At 69.1% G+C, this 14104-nt stretch carries 17 protein-coding genes; 11 read left to right on the top strand and 6 right to left on the bottom strand.

The genetic code is table 11. The annotated features are described in order from the left end of the window. Positions 1-60 precede the first annotated feature (60 nt). The 8 genes from SVTN_RS43400 to SVTN_RS33650 all read left to right on the top strand — a co-directional run bounded on the left by SVTN_RS43400 (position 61) and on the right by SVTN_RS33650 (position 6052). Complete coding sequence (locus SVTN_RS43400; protein WP_425429065.1) at positions 61-963, top strand: DNA cytosine methyltransferase; 903 nt, start codon at positions 61-63, stop codon at positions 961-963. Between the two features lie 93 nt (positions 964-1056). Then, positions 1057-1668 (top strand): DUF4913 domain-containing protein, encoded by a 612-nt coding sequence (locus SVTN_RS33680; protein ID WP_041132486.1) that lies wholly within the window; start codon positions 1057-1059, stop codon positions 1666-1668. After that, positions 1665-2456, top strand: a complete 792-nt coding sequence (locus SVTN_RS33675) for a hypothetical protein (protein WP_041132485.1) — start codon at positions 1665-1667, stop codon at positions 2454-2456. Before SVTN_RS33680 ends, SVTN_RS33675 begins: the two co-directional genes overlap by 4 nt. Continuing rightward, positions 2453-2932 (top strand): hypothetical protein, encoded by a 480-nt coding sequence (locus SVTN_RS33670; protein WP_041132484.1) that lies wholly within the window; start codon positions 2453-2455, stop codon positions 2930-2932. Before SVTN_RS33675 ends, SVTN_RS33670 begins: the two co-directional genes overlap by 4 nt. Further along, positions 2929-3597 carry a hypothetical protein gene (locus SVTN_RS33665; RefSeq protein ID WP_041132483.1) on the top strand — a complete coding sequence of 223 codons (669 nt, stop codon included), beginning with the start codon at positions 2929-2931 and terminating at the stop codon, positions 3595-3597. Before SVTN_RS33670 ends, SVTN_RS33665 begins: the two co-directional genes overlap by 4 nt. After that, the gene (locus tag SVTN_RS33660) at positions 3594-4442 is read left to right on the top strand and encodes a winged helix-turn-helix transcriptional regulator (protein ID WP_041132482.1); all 849 of its coding nucleotides are present in this window, start codon (positions 3594-3596) and stop codon (positions 4440-4442) included. Before SVTN_RS33665 ends, SVTN_RS33660 begins: the two co-directional genes overlap by 4 nt. 124 nt (positions 4443-4566) lie before the next feature. Further along, positions 4567-5505 (top strand): SPDY domain-containing protein, encoded by a 939-nt coding sequence (locus SVTN_RS33655; RefSeq protein WP_041132481.1) that lies wholly within the window; start codon positions 4567-4569, stop codon positions 5503-5505. A 58-nt stretch (positions 5506-5563) separates the two neighbouring features. Continuing rightward, positions 5564-6052 carry a hypothetical protein gene (locus SVTN_RS33650; RefSeq protein WP_041132480.1) on the top strand — a complete coding sequence of 163 codons (489 nt, stop codon included), beginning with the start codon at positions 5564-5566 and terminating at the stop codon, positions 6050-6052. Between the two features lie 4 nt (positions 6053-6056). Here the strand turns inward: SVTN_RS33650 and SVTN_RS33645 are convergent, their stop codons facing one another. Next, positions 6057-6323, bottom strand: a complete 267-nt coding sequence (locus SVTN_RS33645; protein WP_041132479.1) for a hypothetical protein — start codon at positions 6321-6323, stop codon at positions 6057-6059. A 214-nt stretch (positions 6324-6537) separates the two neighbouring features. Between SVTN_RS33645 and SVTN_RS33640 the strand changes: the two genes are divergently transcribed. From SVTN_RS33640 to SVTN_RS33630, 3 genes are all read left to right on the top strand, one after another. Continuing rightward, positions 6538-6957, top strand: a complete 420-nt coding sequence (locus SVTN_RS33640; protein ID WP_245727733.1) for a DUF317 domain-containing protein — start codon at positions 6538-6540, stop codon at positions 6955-6957. A 39-nt stretch (positions 6958-6996) separates the two neighbouring features. Further along, complete coding sequence (locus tag SVTN_RS33635; RefSeq protein WP_041132478.1) at positions 6997-7209, top strand: hypothetical protein; 213 nt, start codon at positions 6997-6999, stop codon at positions 7207-7209. A 72-nt stretch (positions 7210-7281) separates the two neighbouring features. Beyond that, positions 7282-7611, top strand: coding sequence for a hypothetical protein (locus tag SVTN_RS33630; RefSeq protein ID WP_041132477.1), 330 nt, complete (start codon positions 7282-7284; stop codon positions 7609-7611). Between the two features lie 273 nt (positions 7612-7884). Here SVTN_RS33630 and SVTN_RS33625 read toward each other — a convergent pair whose 3' ends face one another. The 5 genes from SVTN_RS33625 to SVTN_RS33605 all read right to left on the bottom strand — a co-directional run bounded on the left by SVTN_RS33625 (position 7885) and on the right by SVTN_RS33605 (position 14077). Beyond that, complete coding sequence (locus SVTN_RS33625) at positions 7885-10776, bottom strand: NACHT domain-containing protein (RefSeq protein ID WP_159026539.1); 2892 nt, start codon at positions 10774-10776, stop codon at positions 7885-7887. 138 nt (positions 10777-10914) lie between these two features. Continuing rightward, positions 10915-11319 carry a hypothetical protein gene (locus SVTN_RS33620; RefSeq protein WP_041132475.1) on the bottom strand — a complete coding sequence of 135 codons (405 nt, stop codon included), beginning with the start codon at positions 11317-11319 and terminating at the stop codon, positions 10915-10917. Positions 11320-11427: 108 nt separating this feature from the next. Beyond that, entirely contained in the window at positions 11428-13191 is a 1764-nt protein-coding gene (locus SVTN_RS33615; RefSeq protein WP_041132474.1) for a relaxase/mobilization nuclease domain-containing protein, read from the bottom strand. Further along, positions 13191-13856 (bottom strand): plasmid mobilization protein, encoded by a 666-nt coding sequence (locus tag SVTN_RS33610; protein WP_041132473.1) that lies wholly within the window; start codon positions 13854-13856, stop codon positions 13191-13193. The genes SVTN_RS33615 and SVTN_RS33610 overlap by 1 nt, the downstream gene beginning before the upstream one ends. Next, a complete protein-coding gene (locus SVTN_RS33605) occupies positions 13853-14077 on the bottom strand; it encodes a hypothetical protein (RefSeq protein ID WP_041132472.1) in 225 nt (74 codons plus the stop codon). Before SVTN_RS33605 ends, SVTN_RS33610 begins: the two co-directional genes overlap by 4 nt. Positions 14078-14104: the final 27 nt, after the last annotated feature.

The raw sequence follows: 14104 nt of genomic DNA, 5'->3' as shown, positions 1-14104 counted from the left end.
GTCAAAGACGTCTCGGTCGCCGGCCGCCGGGCCGGACTCAACTCCCAGACCCGATCGGGGCTGTGGCTGCACGTCGCCCGTGCGGTCGAGGCCCTCCGACCCTGCTTGGTAGTGATCGAGAATGTGCGCGGCCTCCTCACCTCCCCCGCCGGTTCCCCTGGCGACGTGGAACCCTGCCCGTGGTGTCTGGGAGACACCGCAGGTCAGCCTCCTCTGCGGGCACTCGGTGCCGTACTCGGATCCCTGGCCGACCTCCGGTACGACGCGAAATGGCTCGTGCTTCGCGCCTCTGACATCGGAGCCCCGCACCGGCGCGAGCGGACCTTCCTCACGGCCTGGCCCGCCGGAGGCCCTGCTCAAGACGCCGACCAGCAACATCGGCAAGAACGGCGGCTCCCAGCACCCGGCCAAGAGGAAGAGCGGGGGCCACGGTCCGAATCTGGCCGACGAGGTCGAGTGGCTCCTGCTGCCGACCCCGAAGGCGTCGGACGGGCTCAAGGGATCTCCCAACCATCGGCACGGCAATGGGGACATGGCCCTGCCCAGTGCGGCGGCGTCGCTGTTGCCCACACCCCGGGACGGCGACACGGGTACCCTGTGCCGCCGTCCCGGCAAGGGGTGGCGTCCTCCCCTGTCGGCGGTGGTCCTGCCGCTGTGGGCGGAGCCGTCCCCGGAAACCGACGAGTCGAGCGGCGATGGGGACCGTACGCAGCCGCCATCACCCGATGGGAGACGCTCACCCGCCCCGCGCCGGCGCCCACCGACGCGGCCGGTCGGCTCCGTGCCGACTTCGTCGAGTGGATGCAGGGCCTCGACGCCGGCTGGGTCACCGCCACCCCGGGACTCGGACGCCCGGCTCAGCTCACCGCGCTCGGCAACGGCGTCGTTCCCCAACAGGCTGCTCGGGCTCTGCAGTTGCTGGCACCGCCGTTCCCGCGCTGTCCGCGCTGCGCGGCCGGGTAGCGGCTCCCTACCGGGTTTTCCCGGCCGGGCCAAACCGCGGATTCTCCGCATCATGTCGGGCATGTCGCCGTCTCACAGATGGAGCACGCTCTCATGTCCGAAACCAGCCCGACCGCCTCCGCCCCCGGCCCTGAGCCGTTCCGGGTCTCCGACGAGGGCCTCGACGACCTCGCCAGCGCACTCGCCAAGACCATCGCGGAGGTCAGGCGCCAGGGCGTCATCCTCGACCGCCTCGGCTCCGAGCCCGATCCCGTACCTCCTGCCGACCAGCAGACTGACGGCGCTCCGGCAGCCGGGGCGGACGGCCCCAAGAAGGCCGACGGCCCCACCTCGGTGTTCATCCTCGCCCTGGGCGGCGAGGCGTACGCCGTCGAACTCGCGGCCCTCAGCAACTGGGTGAACCACCTCCTCCTGCCGGTGTACGGCCGGGAGATCAGCACAACGCGCCCCTGGTGCGCGCTGTGGCACGAGCACCCGGAGGCCGTCGCCCGGCTGCACGCCCTCTGGCTCGCGTGGCAGCAGCTCACCGACACCGAAGCCGGCCTGGCCGGTCCGTCGACCTGGCACCGCGACCACCTGGACCAGGCGCTGGTACACCTCCGCGCCCCGGACGGTCCGTTCGCAGCGTGCACGACGAGCCCGACTCGCCCCAACCACCGGGTGCTGACCACTCCCGCCCCTCAGCTGCCGGGGATGGCGGCATGAACGACCACTTCGGCTTCGCCTTCGATTTCGACCTCGCCGAACTTGCCCCCGCCGATACCGCGTCCGAGGAGGCGGTGGAGAGGTTCTGGTCCGGTGACCTGACAGCGCTGTCCCAGCACCACACCACGCCCAACGGCTCCCACAGCTTCGTCATCGCCCACGACCAGTCGGCCACGTGGGGAGTACCCGGCGCTCCTCAGGTGATGGCGATCGCCGTCGCCCGGGACCTGAACCGGTTCACGTACGCCCTGGAGACGAGCCACCACGCCACGGTGTCCTTCGCCCAGAACTGGCTGGTCGAACGCGGCTGCCCGCCCGAGAAGATCGCCAAGGTCCGCGACGGCCTATTGAAGCCCGCCGACGACCTCACGGTGTGGGTCGAACGGCAGATCCGCGAGTCGGGCACCCGGTACGAGGTCCTCGACAACCACACCTCGGACTCCGACCCGTGCGAGACGTGGACACTGACGCGCGACTCCCGCGCCAACGAGGCACCGATTCGGGTCTTTCACGAAGAGTGGGACCACGACGCCGGCACGTACACGATGCGCGAGGGCGCCTTCGCCGACGTCGGCGCCGCCCGCGCCTGGCTGGACGACCGCAGCGGTCCGCTGCCGGAACCGCCGGAGTACAGCGATCACAACGGCGCTGTCGTCCGGGCCCGCGTCGCCCGCATCGCCCTCGCCCGGTCGGCCGGGGTCTCCGCGACGCCGAAGGCCAGCATGGACGCCCCCCGTACGCCTCCGGCGGGACCGGTCCAGCGTCCGGTGCAGGGGAGGCTGCTGTGAGCCGCGCCCGCTTCGCCTTCGCCGCACACCCTGACGCCATCGCCGATCTTCGGGAACTTCCCGACCGTATCCGCGACTTGGCGCTGCTGGAACTGCAGAACCTTGTCCACGGAAGTGACGACTGCCTACCGTTGAAGGGCCGCCTCGCCGGCTTCCACAAGGTCTACGTTGACCCCTCCGTCTCCTACCGGATGGTCATCCAGTTCCGCCCGGCCCCGCCGACCTCGAACCACAAGCGCGAGGTCTACCTCGTCGCCGCCGGAAGCCGGAAGGACTACGCGGTCTACCGCTCGGCGCACCTGCGCACCGCCCCTCAGCAGATCACCGAGACGCCCTCCGCCGCCGAGGCCCGCGTCCAGGCCGCTCAGTCCCGTTCCTCCCTCACCGCAAGCCGCCCTACGGCCGCCGCCCCGGTAGCTCCTCCCACAGTGGCTCACTCCACGGCCGCCATTTCCCGAAAGGTCCCCCAGCGATGACCACCGATCGTGCCCCGCTGTCCCGTACCGACCTGGCCGGCCTCCTCACCGGGGCCGCGCAGAGCGTCTCCGGAATCCTCGCTGCCGAGTACCCGACGGCCGCCAGCCGCTCCTACCTGCACCCCGTACTGGGCGCGCTGTCCGCCGGCCCGCACGTGGTGGGCGAACTGACCGACCGGCTCGAAGAGTTCATGGCCGCCGAGCGGCGTCCCGCCACGTCGGCGGGTCTGTTCACCCTGGCCTCCTACGCCTCCGCGCTGGGCTGGTTCACCGAGTCCCTCGCCGAGCTGACCACCGCCGTCGACCAGATCTGCACACGCGTCGGCATCCCCACGGAACCTCGAAATCTGGACTTCTCCGCGACCGAGGACGCCGAGGAGGAAGACGGGTTCGACTTCGCCTTCAGCGCGCTGGAGCTGACGGCGATCCGCACCGCCGCCCAGGCCGCAGGGCTCCCGCCGGGCAACTACGTCGACGTGCTCTCCCAGTCGCTGCTCGCGGCCTCCCGGATCACCGACGCCTGCATGGAGATCTCCAGCGGCCTGATCGAAGACGCCGCGTACGTCCTCGACGAGGCGGCCGACCAGATCTGGACCGGCGGCGAACCAGGAGGACTGCCCACTCTGGTCCGTTCACTGCTCGCCCGGATGGAGGCGGCCGAATGAACCAGCCCCACGTCCCCGCCCGGCCCGTCTTCCCCATCAACTCGTTCGACGCCCAGCGCATCGAGGACGCGTTCGCCCTGATGGGACCGAAGTGGACCACCTGGTCCGTGATGACCCTGGCCCAGGAGGGCCGCCCCATGCGAATACGGGACATCGCCGCCAAGCTCCCCTTCGTCAGCGAGCAGGTGCTCGGCCTGCGGCTGGCCGCCATGCAAACCGGCGGGCTGGTCACCCGAACCGACACCCGCCACGGGGCTCCGTACCGGCTCAGCGCCCTCGGCGAGTCCCTGACGCACGTGCACCGCACGCTGGCCGACTGGTCCCGGATCTACCTGGCGCCCGACGCGACGGCCGAAGCCGAACGCGTCGAGGACGCTGTACGGCGTCTACGACCACGGCATTCCACTGCCCTGATCCAAGTCCTTGCCGACGGCGGCCCGATGCGGTTCGGCCACATCGCCGAGGGCATCGGCCGGGCCGACGCCTTCACCCGGCAGCGCCTCCTCCGGCTCCAGGCCGACGGCCTGGTCACCCGCACGGGACCGCAACACGGCGCCCCCTACACACTGACCGATGCCGGCCAGGAGCTGGGCCCCGTCTACGCGACCGTCGAGCGCTGGAGCGCCCCCTTGTCCACCCGGTGGACCCCGTCGCCCCCTGTCCCCGTCGCGACGACCCAGCGGACCCACTCCACTGTCCCGTTGGGGTCGGACGGCGCCCGAACCGCAGCAGCCCTGCGCCGGAGCGCTGCCGTACCGAGCGCCCTGTTCAGCCACGGCTCCCAGCCGCAACCGCGGGTGCCGACTGCCGTAACCACTCAGTCGGCCCCGGGACGGGTCAGGTAATCCGGGTGGCGCTGAGAACCAGAGGCACCCCGTCATCGCGACGGCGTCCGCGTGCGCCCCGGCCTTTCACCGCGCTGCGCACGCGGGCGCGTTCCTCCTCCCACACGCGCCTGGAGCTTCGACCATGTCCGCCCTTCCCGACCCGTCCCACCACGAAGAGGTACTGGTCAGCCCCATGTATCTCGCCGGCTCCAACGGGACCGGAGACGCCGGCTTCGCCCCCGTGGCCCACTGGCCACACCACTACCTCGACGACGGCCCCTGCCAGCTCCTCGTCACCTCTCCCGACCAGCGGATCCGGATCGGCTGGTTCGGCGACGACTTCGAGCTGTGGAGGATCACCGTGGCCGAGGACGCCGTCGCCACGCCCCGCTGGACGGCGACCTTCAACCACGTCACCCCGGCCGAGATCGTCGCCGGCCTCACCACCGCTCTGGCCCAGGACTACGCCGCATCCGACCCGTACGAGAACAACGGACGCTTCCTCGCGGACCCGTCGTTGTACTGGGCTGATGCCGTCCAGCCGCTGCTCGATGCCGGCTGGCGCCGAGGGGCAGCCAAGTACGGAACCGTCGAGGTCACCGCTCCCGACGGGCTGGCGGGTGTCGAGATCCACACCCTTCGCGGCGGACGGGACGCCGAGGCCGTCGTGCTGTGGGCCGGTCCCCGGGGCTGGGGTACGCGGGCGGAGGTGGTGTTCACGGCCCGCACTCCGTCCCATCTGATCGCCGCGACGGCGGCCGTCATGGCCGGTTCGGCCCCGGTGGTCCGTGAACGGCACATGATCCACCGCGAGATGGAGCCGCTGGTCACGCTGACGCCGGTCGGCCCGGCTGCCGATCCCCGGGGCTCTCGCTCTCCGACTCCGCTCGACGTACGCCGCACCGCTGTCACCGAGGCCGTACGCCGTGCCGCGTGCGTTCCGCGGCCAGCGGCCGACCTCCGCGTGATGGCGGCCCAGAGCCGCACCACGTCCTCGGCGCAGAAGCGGTCGAGCACCCTCGCGCCCACAGCCGCAGCCCGGCCGTCAGCCGCTTCGTCGGCTCCCCGGCACAGCCGCTGACCCCGCCCGGGCCTTCCCGGACGTCCCCTCCGCCCCTCCGGACAACAGGAGTTCCTTCATGCCCGACACCACCGCGCTCGACCAGGCCACTTCCATAATCGAGAAAGCCTGGGGTCAGCCGATCGAGGTCCTGGAAGTCCTCGCGGTCCGTCGCCCCTGCGACGACCCGCTCCTGCGCTCGGCCATGCACATCCGTACGGCCCTGGCCATCACCGACAACGCGGTGTCCGTCCACCAGGACCGTCTGCACGCCCTCACCCGGCCCGGGTACGTGCCGGCCTTCTACGAGCTGGACCGGCTCTCCAGCTCGGCGGCCGACCTTCGCGTCGCGCTCGCGGAGAGCGGTGCGTACGTGCAGGCGGTCCGGCGTGGGGTCGAAGCACGCGAAGCCGCCTCGACCGCGGACCGGGGGCCGGCGGCGAACCTGTCCCGGGCCGCTGTCGCCCGCTCGGGGCTCGCTTCACATGCCCCGGGCCAGGTGCCTGACCAGCCTGTTCCTGCGGCTGCCGTCGGGCCATCGGCGCCCTCATCAGGGCCTCGCCGCTGAACGGTCAGGCGAGGTCCTCGTCGCGGTGGGTGCCCTCGGTGCGGGCGCCCACCGCGCGGGTCAGCTCCTCCACCGTCAGCTCGACGCGCTGGCCTTCCTCGACCCGGTGCTCCACCACCGCGTCCTCGTCCGGCCACCTGTCGGACTGCGCGCCGATGCCCCACTGGCCATCGGCGACCATCGCGATGTCGCCCACGGTCCACGGACGCCCGGCGGCGCGGATCTTGCGCTCCAGCCCGGCCCCGTCCCAATGTATGCCCGGCTCCGTCATCCCTGCTCCCCCTTCGGCTTGCCGCCGTAACTCGGTTACGACAACCCCGGACGTCGGTCCATTCCCGCGCCGACTGCTTCCTGGGCGCCTGGCCGTGGCCAGTTCGCCCACGGCAGACGGGTCATCCCCGGAAACGACTACGGACTTCGTCACACCCCATGTCAACGTACGGGTGTCGGGAAAAACCGTAGGTCAACGAATGGATCGTCCAACCGTGAACGCCTCCGCCACCCTCCTGCCCGCCGTCCTCCGCCCCGCAGTGGAAGACCGCCACTGGCTCTCCTCAGACCACTGGGCGAGCCCGGTGCTCGACCTCCTCCACGCCCTCGGCTGGACGATCGTCGACACCCCGGAGGCCAACGTCCACGCGACGAGCCCAGACGGCCGCGTCTACGTCGGCTGGCTCCCCGAGGGCCCCGCTGCCTGGACGCTGGGCCTCGTCTGGCGGGTCCAGGTGCAGCCCACCGAAGGCGACGCGTGGGTCCAGGAGTTCGGCACCGACACCCCGCCGAGGCGGTGGCCGGATTCCTCGCCGCCCTCGTCGCCCACTCCCCCTGCTGAATCGGTGAGCGGGCGGCACCACCGACCCGGCCCGCTCACCGGCATCCGTTCTCGGGGTCCCGCCACTCCCTGACGCTCCGCCCCGCCCGCCCGTACCGCTTCGGAGGCTTCCTTGCCCCAGTACCTGACCGTCGGCCACCTACTCCGCCAGCTTCAGGACCTCGACCCCGACCTGCCGATCCGCCTCGCTGTCAACCCCGACTTCCCCTTCACCCACTACCTGGCAACCCAGGTCGTCGTCCAGGACGGCAAGGCGTTCATCCCCGACGACGGCCAGGAGGACTACCTCCCCACGTCGGTACGCGACGCCCTCACCTGGTCCTAACCTCTTCCCTGCTCTCCGGAGGCTTCCATCTCGTCACACGCCCTCCCGCTGTACAGCCTCCCCGTACATCCCATGCCGGACGGCGTACGCGGCGCGCTGGTCCAGCGCGTCTCCTCCCGGCACGACGGCTCCCTCGACGTCATGTGGCTCGCCGCCGGAACCCCGAGGCTCCCCCTCGGCCGCATCTGCCTCCGCTGGGAGCCCGCTTCTCGTTCCGGCTGGGACGTGAGTGCCCACCTGGGCCTAGCCAGCACCGAGGCGCACCTCGCCTCCTGGCCAGCCGCCCCGGACGACTGGCCGCGCCTGGTCCGCCCGACCCTCTACGAAGTGACCGGCCTGTGCGCCGCCCTTGCGTTCGCGACCGACGCCCTCGACTTCTCGAACCGCCTCGCCGAAGTCTGAACCGAGAACCTCAGAAGGCCGCCCCTCACCGATCAGGCAGGGGCGGCTTTGCCGTACACCCGGCCACACGTGCGTACGCTCATCCTCGACGACACCGTGCCGGGCCGACGCGCTGGAAGTCGGCCCGTTCCAGGGGCATCTTGACGCACCTCCTCGCCAGCGTCTTCGTGGCGGCCATCGCCGGCACCCTCGCCGCCGTCCAGCACCAACCGGAGCCGTGACCGGTGACGCAAAGCTCGTGGGCTCGCCCCACCGGCAGGTGCCTATCCGCCGCTACGGGGCGGAGGCCGCTTGCGCAGCCACCATTTCCTTCAGGAGTTCTTGGCCGACAGGAAGGCGACTTTGTGCGGGCTTAAGCAGGGCACCCAACATCGCCTCAATGTTCCAGTGCGTCTCAGGCAGCGCGTTGAGCGCCATATCCAATGTGGCGGCAACGTCTTCTGTCTCCAGCGCCTCGAGAAGCGGCTCCTTGGAGCCACTCTGCAGATCGAGAGGGATGACCGTGCCTGGTTCAGATCCGACAAGAATGAACTGAGACCCTTGCAGTGAGTCAAACCCTGCACGCAACTGATCCACATCAGCTGAAGCCAAACCCGGCATTTGCACAGTCACCTTCAGATGCTCCGCAAGGTCGACAACCAATTCCGAATTGCGCGATGCGGACGGAGCGCGATGAAGAAGATTCCACATAGCGTACGCCTGATTTTCTGTCTCAGTAATCGCGAATCTATTCTTCGTGATACGAATGCTGTTCAGGCGGCCAGGATCAGAAGCAATCCTCTCCATCGCATCCAGAATTAGCACTGCTGCAGCTCGCCGCATGGGACCCGAGGTTCGAGCAGTGCCCAGCTGCTCAAATACGGTCTTGCGGAAGGTATCGGAAACGTTCAGAAAACCCTCGGCCAGGCGATTCAAGTGGGACACAGATGGCCTGTTCAGCGCAGTCAGCAGGCACGCCACCAGACCTCGCTCAAAGCTCGGTCGTCCAACTGCGAGATTGTCGTCCAGTATGTCTGCAGCCAAGGATGGCGCGCTCGGAAAGTGGTCCCTCAGGCGGCGAGGCTCTGAGTCGAGCTGCCTCAGCAGATCCAGCACCTGGCGCTCAAAACGATCAGACTGCTTCAGCAGTGCCCCGACTGCAAGCAGCCAAGTGTTGCGCCAGTGTGGGTGATGAGCGATGGCGCGCAGTCGTGAGATGACTTGACTGTCGTCACCTTCGACGATCGCCCGGGCAGCCATGAGCTCCTGCAACGTGCGGATGTCGAATCCAACCCCACTGTCCCGCGGCACCAGCAGTACCAATCTCGTAGTGGCGGCTCCCACGATGGCTGAGGCACGCTCCGTGGCTTCATCCACGTCAAACCCGCGAGCTTCCATGAGCGCTGCAGCCAAGGCATGGAGTGCCGAGTGACTCATGTGTGCGTCGGCGCCGTCTGCCGTCTCAGAAGTCACCTGCAGGCGCAAACCTACCTGCTCATGGAGCTTGTCAATCTGGGTGCTGTTCTGCGACAGAAAACGCGCGTCAGGGATATCCTTTGCGATTTCACGCTCAGAAACAGTTCGGTAATAGAGGTTGAAGAGAGTGAACCGATCAGGCGGCAGAGTCGGATATTTCTCCACGATCAAAGACATGATCGTGACCTGGAGTGGAGTTTCCATCAGCCGTACAGTGAGCTGGTCCCCTGCGGCCTCGCGCATCCGGCCGACAACCTTGAGGCGCATGTCCTCATCCTCGGGGAATCGTTTAGCGATAATCCGCTCGGCGAAGGCTGCGGCCTGCCCTGGAGGGACCCGCTGCAGTTGCAGGTGCCGGAACTGGTCCTCAGGGAAGCGCTCGTCGTAGCCAGTAGGTCGCGTGGTGACCACGACAAGGAGGTCCGCGTTGAGATCTTCAGCATCCGTGAGGAGTTCGTCAACCTTCTCGTAGACAGCGCGGCGGGATACCTGGCTGGGGACCTCGTCGAGACCATCCAGGATCAACGCCCACGGCCAGGCACGCAGCCAGTCGCGCAATTTCGATGGCTGGACGGAATCTACGGTGCGCTTGGAAAGGTGCTGGGCAATCCAGCGCAGCAGGCTGGTGTCTCTGCCAGATCCGAGCTCCTCTGCGTACTTCGCCAAGTCGATGCGAACCGGCCAGCGCCGGTTGGCTGGCACGGCAAGGTTCAGCCGATGCAATGCCTCCCTCGTCCCATCCACGATCGTTTGAGCATTGGGACCAACACTCACATCGGTAAGCATCGCCACCCGGTAGGCCTGAGCGATGAGCTGGCTGAGAGTCGACTTTCCCTGTCCAGGGCCGCCGACTAGTACGGTATGCGGTCGGCTCAGCCCCCCAGGCTGCTGCGGACGCAAGACCAAGTCCCCCACCTCAAGGACATGCTGGACAGCGTTGACAGTGGAGTCCTGATCCGTATCGACCACCGCTGGGAGGTCGATGGCGATGTCGTCGAGCCACAGCTTCGCGTCGCCTGAACCGCCGGCCTGGCCGAGACGAATCCAGCGATCCGCCGCGAGCGACTTAACCAGCTCCTGACGCAAGGGGTCCCGGATGTCTAGACTGCCCAGGCTCACCACGTCGTGGCCAAGCTGCTCCAATACATCACCAGCCGTCAGCAATCCTGGAAACGCCCAACGCACGGCTTGGTTGGCATCGAGCATCGTCCTGATCTGATCAGCATGCCAGATGCGAAAGCCCTTGACTCCGAGACCTTTACTGGAAGCATCACTGAGCTTCGTTTCGAGTAGCTCTGTGACGCGGTCAATTCCCCCAACCTTCGCCACTGCTGACAGATCGATGTTGGTAACGAAGATCAGGTAGTCGGGAAGCCGTTTTCGGGTTCTCTTCTCTGCGGCATCAACCCAACTGGCGATTTCTGCGGTGAGCTGGCCCTGAAGCCAGACCGCGTTGTCATACGGGCTAGGCTTTGGCTTCACCTGGTACTTGGCCTGCAATACCGTGTAGCCAGTCCAGACGTCACGATCGTCGTCTGACGACAGAGCAGTGGCGGACCACTGGATCGTTCCATCGAAAGTCGCTTCGCGACCCCCATCTTTTCCATCGCCAAATACGCTGACACCAGGACCCAGCTCTCGGAGGGCGAGCCCCACCACGAGCTGTTCGAAAGCACGGTCACCAAGCCGGGTCAGGTCATAGTCAGGCATGGGGGCATACTGCCAGAGACACACCCAACTGTCTGAGGTGTACCCGATCTAACGAGCTCGTGCACCCTAAGCTCAGAGCCTGAAGGAGCGCCACCGATACATCGCTGGCGCTCCTCGGCTTTTCGTTGCCTCGCGTGACTACTCCAGGTAGGCGCCGACAAGGACACCGTCGAAGCCGAGCGCAGCGAGACCCTCCTCGACGGTGGGGTAGGTCGTGCCGTACGGGCTGGCGATCAGGGCGTCGAAGTCGGCGCGGCTGATCTCGGGTTCGGGCCACTGGTTACTGCAGCGGCAGCGGATCCAGACGTTGCGGCCGTGGTTGATGAGCAGCCAGTCGCGTCGGGCCCGGCAGGCCGAGCACATGACGGGGATGCCTCCGAGGGCGAGTTCGTGTGGGTGGCTGACGCAGCGGGTCGCGCCGGGGCAGTCGGCCGGCTGTGTCTCGTACTGGAGTTGCAGCAGGGGGTCGGTGCCGGCGGGGACGACGGGCCGCGCGGGTGCCGGCTCCGTGGTGCGGTCGGTGGTTCTGGGCACGAGCGTCATCTCCCGTTCGAGGGCTTCCTGTTTTCATCCGTAACAGCCAGTGAAACAGGCTGTCCATGCATTTCGTGGAGTCCGGTTGGTCGGTGGCCGGCCTTCCGGACGCGCTGATCAGCGGCGTGGTGGTCGGCTGCGCGGGTCGGAGACGGCAGGGCGCGGTGCCACCGTGGGTGCGTTCCGTTTGCTGGTGCGGTTGGCCGGGGTCTTGGTCGGGCGAGTGCCGGCCTGCGGGCGACGGGGAGCTTCGCTCGGGTGGGCGGGGAGCTGGGCGAGGCGGCGCAGGCGCCAGACCAGGACGTCGTTCACGTCCTCGGCGGTGTCGAGTTCGCGCATGTCGATGGCCTGCTGCAGGAGGGCCTCGGGGTCGTGGCCTGCCTGCTCGGCCTGGGCGAGCGTGGCGACCAGGGCGTCGATCTTCGTCGGCATGCCATCTGCTCGTACGCCCTGCTCCGGCAGGGCCGCGCGGAGGGTGGCCTCGTGCGTCCGGCGTTGGGCTTCGGGGAGGGCACGGCCTTGGTCGTGCAGCACCCGCATCGGGGTGGCGGCGGCCTGACGGTATGCGGTGCGCAGGTGCTCGGCGGCCTGTCGGGAAGCGTGGGCCTGCTGGGCGTGACCGCGGGCGGAGTGCCAACGGGCGGCGGCGAGGGTGACCAGGACCAGGGTGGAGAGGAGCATGGCGGTGGTGCCGCCGTCCTCGCCTCGGCCGAGCGAGCCGCCGGCCTGGACGATGCCCCGGGCGGCCGAGCGGAGAGCCCGGGTGTCGGCGCGCTCTGCTCGGACGTGGCTGCGGGTCGCCCGCTCGAAGGCTCGGGCGGCGGCAGCCAGCTCGGCTCGGGTGGCGACCGGGGAAGTCTGGGCGACCGCGTCCAGGAGTTCGCCGACGCCGACGAGCTGGGCTGCGGCGTCATCGTCGTCGCCGTCGAGGAGGACGGCGGCACGCTCGGCGATCCCGGTGGCGCTGCGGCGCTCTCGGGCGGGCGGGGACCAGTCCGGCCGGCCGCCGGCGGCCGAAGGCGTTGCCCGCTCGGCGGTACCGTCGGCGAGCCGGAGGCGGATCTTCGGAAGGGACAGGTCAGGAGCCAGCTTGGAGCCGGGGTACCAGACCGGTTCACCGTGGCGGTTGCGATCGCCGGGCAGGGCCACGTTGTAGCCGAGCGCGTCACCGGAGGGGGCGTGGCGCACTTTCACGCGCAGGCCCGCCTCGCGCAGCCGGGTGAAGAACTCCTTCTCGTCGTCCGCTCCCGCGATAGCCTGGCGGACGGCTTCGCGGAGCGTCTCGCGGGAGGTCTCGGGGCGGCCGGTGCGTTCGGCCTTGAACCTTTCGGCGCTGGTGGGGTTCTTCGCTGCGGTGCCGTCGCCGGCGTTGAGGCGGCGCAGGCCCATCTCCTTCTCGATGCGACGGCATTCGACCTGGGCCTTGTTGAAGTCGTAGTTGAGGCGTGGGTTGCGCAGGTCTCCTCGGACCAGGGTGGCGACGATGTGGATGTGGTCCTCTGCGTGGCGGACGGCGATCCACCGGCAGCCGTCGGGATCGCCGTCCGGGGCAATGCCGGTGGCGTGGACGATGCGCTGGGCGACGGCGTTCCACTCCTCGTCGGAGAGTCGCCGATCGCCGGGGGCGGTCCGGACCGAGCAGTGCCATACATGCTTGGCGGGCGCGCGGTCGCCGGCCTGCTTGACCCGGAGGTCGAGGGCGGCGGTGAGGCGGGCGAGGGTGACTTGCGGGTCGGTGTCGCGGCCGGGGTCGGGGTCGGGGGCGAAGCCGTCCCAGGAGCCGACAAGGTGCGCGTCGGTGTGCTCCTCGCGCCTGCCCGGGCCGTAGAGGTAGACGAGGAGGCCGTGGGTGCGGGAGCCGCGTCCGATGTCGGGAACCATCACAGCCGCCTGGTCACCAGGTCGTTCGCCGCGTCGTCGAGGCGGCCGAGGGACCTGGTCAGAACGCTCAGTGCGTGGTCGAGTTCGCCGGGGCGGGGCTGTCCTCCGGCGTTGTGGACGTAGGCGATCTGGTTGATGTTGTTGCCGATCCGGGCCAGGGCGGTACGCAGGGCGACGAGTTCGTCGATGGCCGTGTCGAGTCGTTCGTTGGTGTGCAGGGCGGTCGAACCGCGGGCGGCGGCGAGGCCGGCGGCTGCGAGGAAGCGGGCGACGGTGACGCCGCGCTGCGCGGCGGCGGCGACGATCTCGGCTTTCTCGGTGTCGGAGAGGCGGGTGGTCGTCTTGCGGGTGCGCTCGCTCGGGTTGCGGCTGCGGCGGCGCGGCTTGCGGTCGGGGAAGGCGGGCGTGCTCGGGCTCAGCTGCTCACGGTGGTCGTCGCGGGCGGCTTCTCCCCCGGTGACCGGCGCCCCCTGGTGCCGGTTGCCCGGCTGGTTCCCAAGCGCCCTCGCTCGGGGACCAGTTGGGCTTCCCCCGCCCTCTGGGGCGGGGGCAAGTGCGTACGACGGGCCGTAGGACCGTCGTACGCGATAGCTTGCTCCGCCAGGAGCCGTCGTGGGGTCACGCTGCTGTCCGGCGGTGGTCACCGCCGGGTCGTCGGTGGTCATCGGCTCGTCTCCGGGTCCTGCTGCTGGATTTCGCGGACGAGGTCCTCGATCCAGTCCATGGCGAGGACCGGGTGGTGGAGGGTCCAGGGGCGATCGTGCTGCTCGCGTTGCACGATCCAGGTGGTGTCGGGGCCGGACTGGGCGCGGTGGAGGTGGCCGCGCTGGTGAAGGACGGTCAGCCAGGAGTCGACTTCGGCGGGAGTGGCCGGGTGGGTGCGCATCGGGTGTTCTCCGCTTCTGCTCTGGAG

Origin of the sequence: Streptomyces vietnamensis, assembly GCF_000830005.1 — a bacterium.
Classification (GTDB): domain Bacteria; phylum Actinomycetota; class Actinomycetes; order Streptomycetales; family Streptomycetaceae; genus Streptomyces; species Streptomyces vietnamensis.
This window is presented reverse-complemented; position numbering and strand designations above follow the sequence as displayed.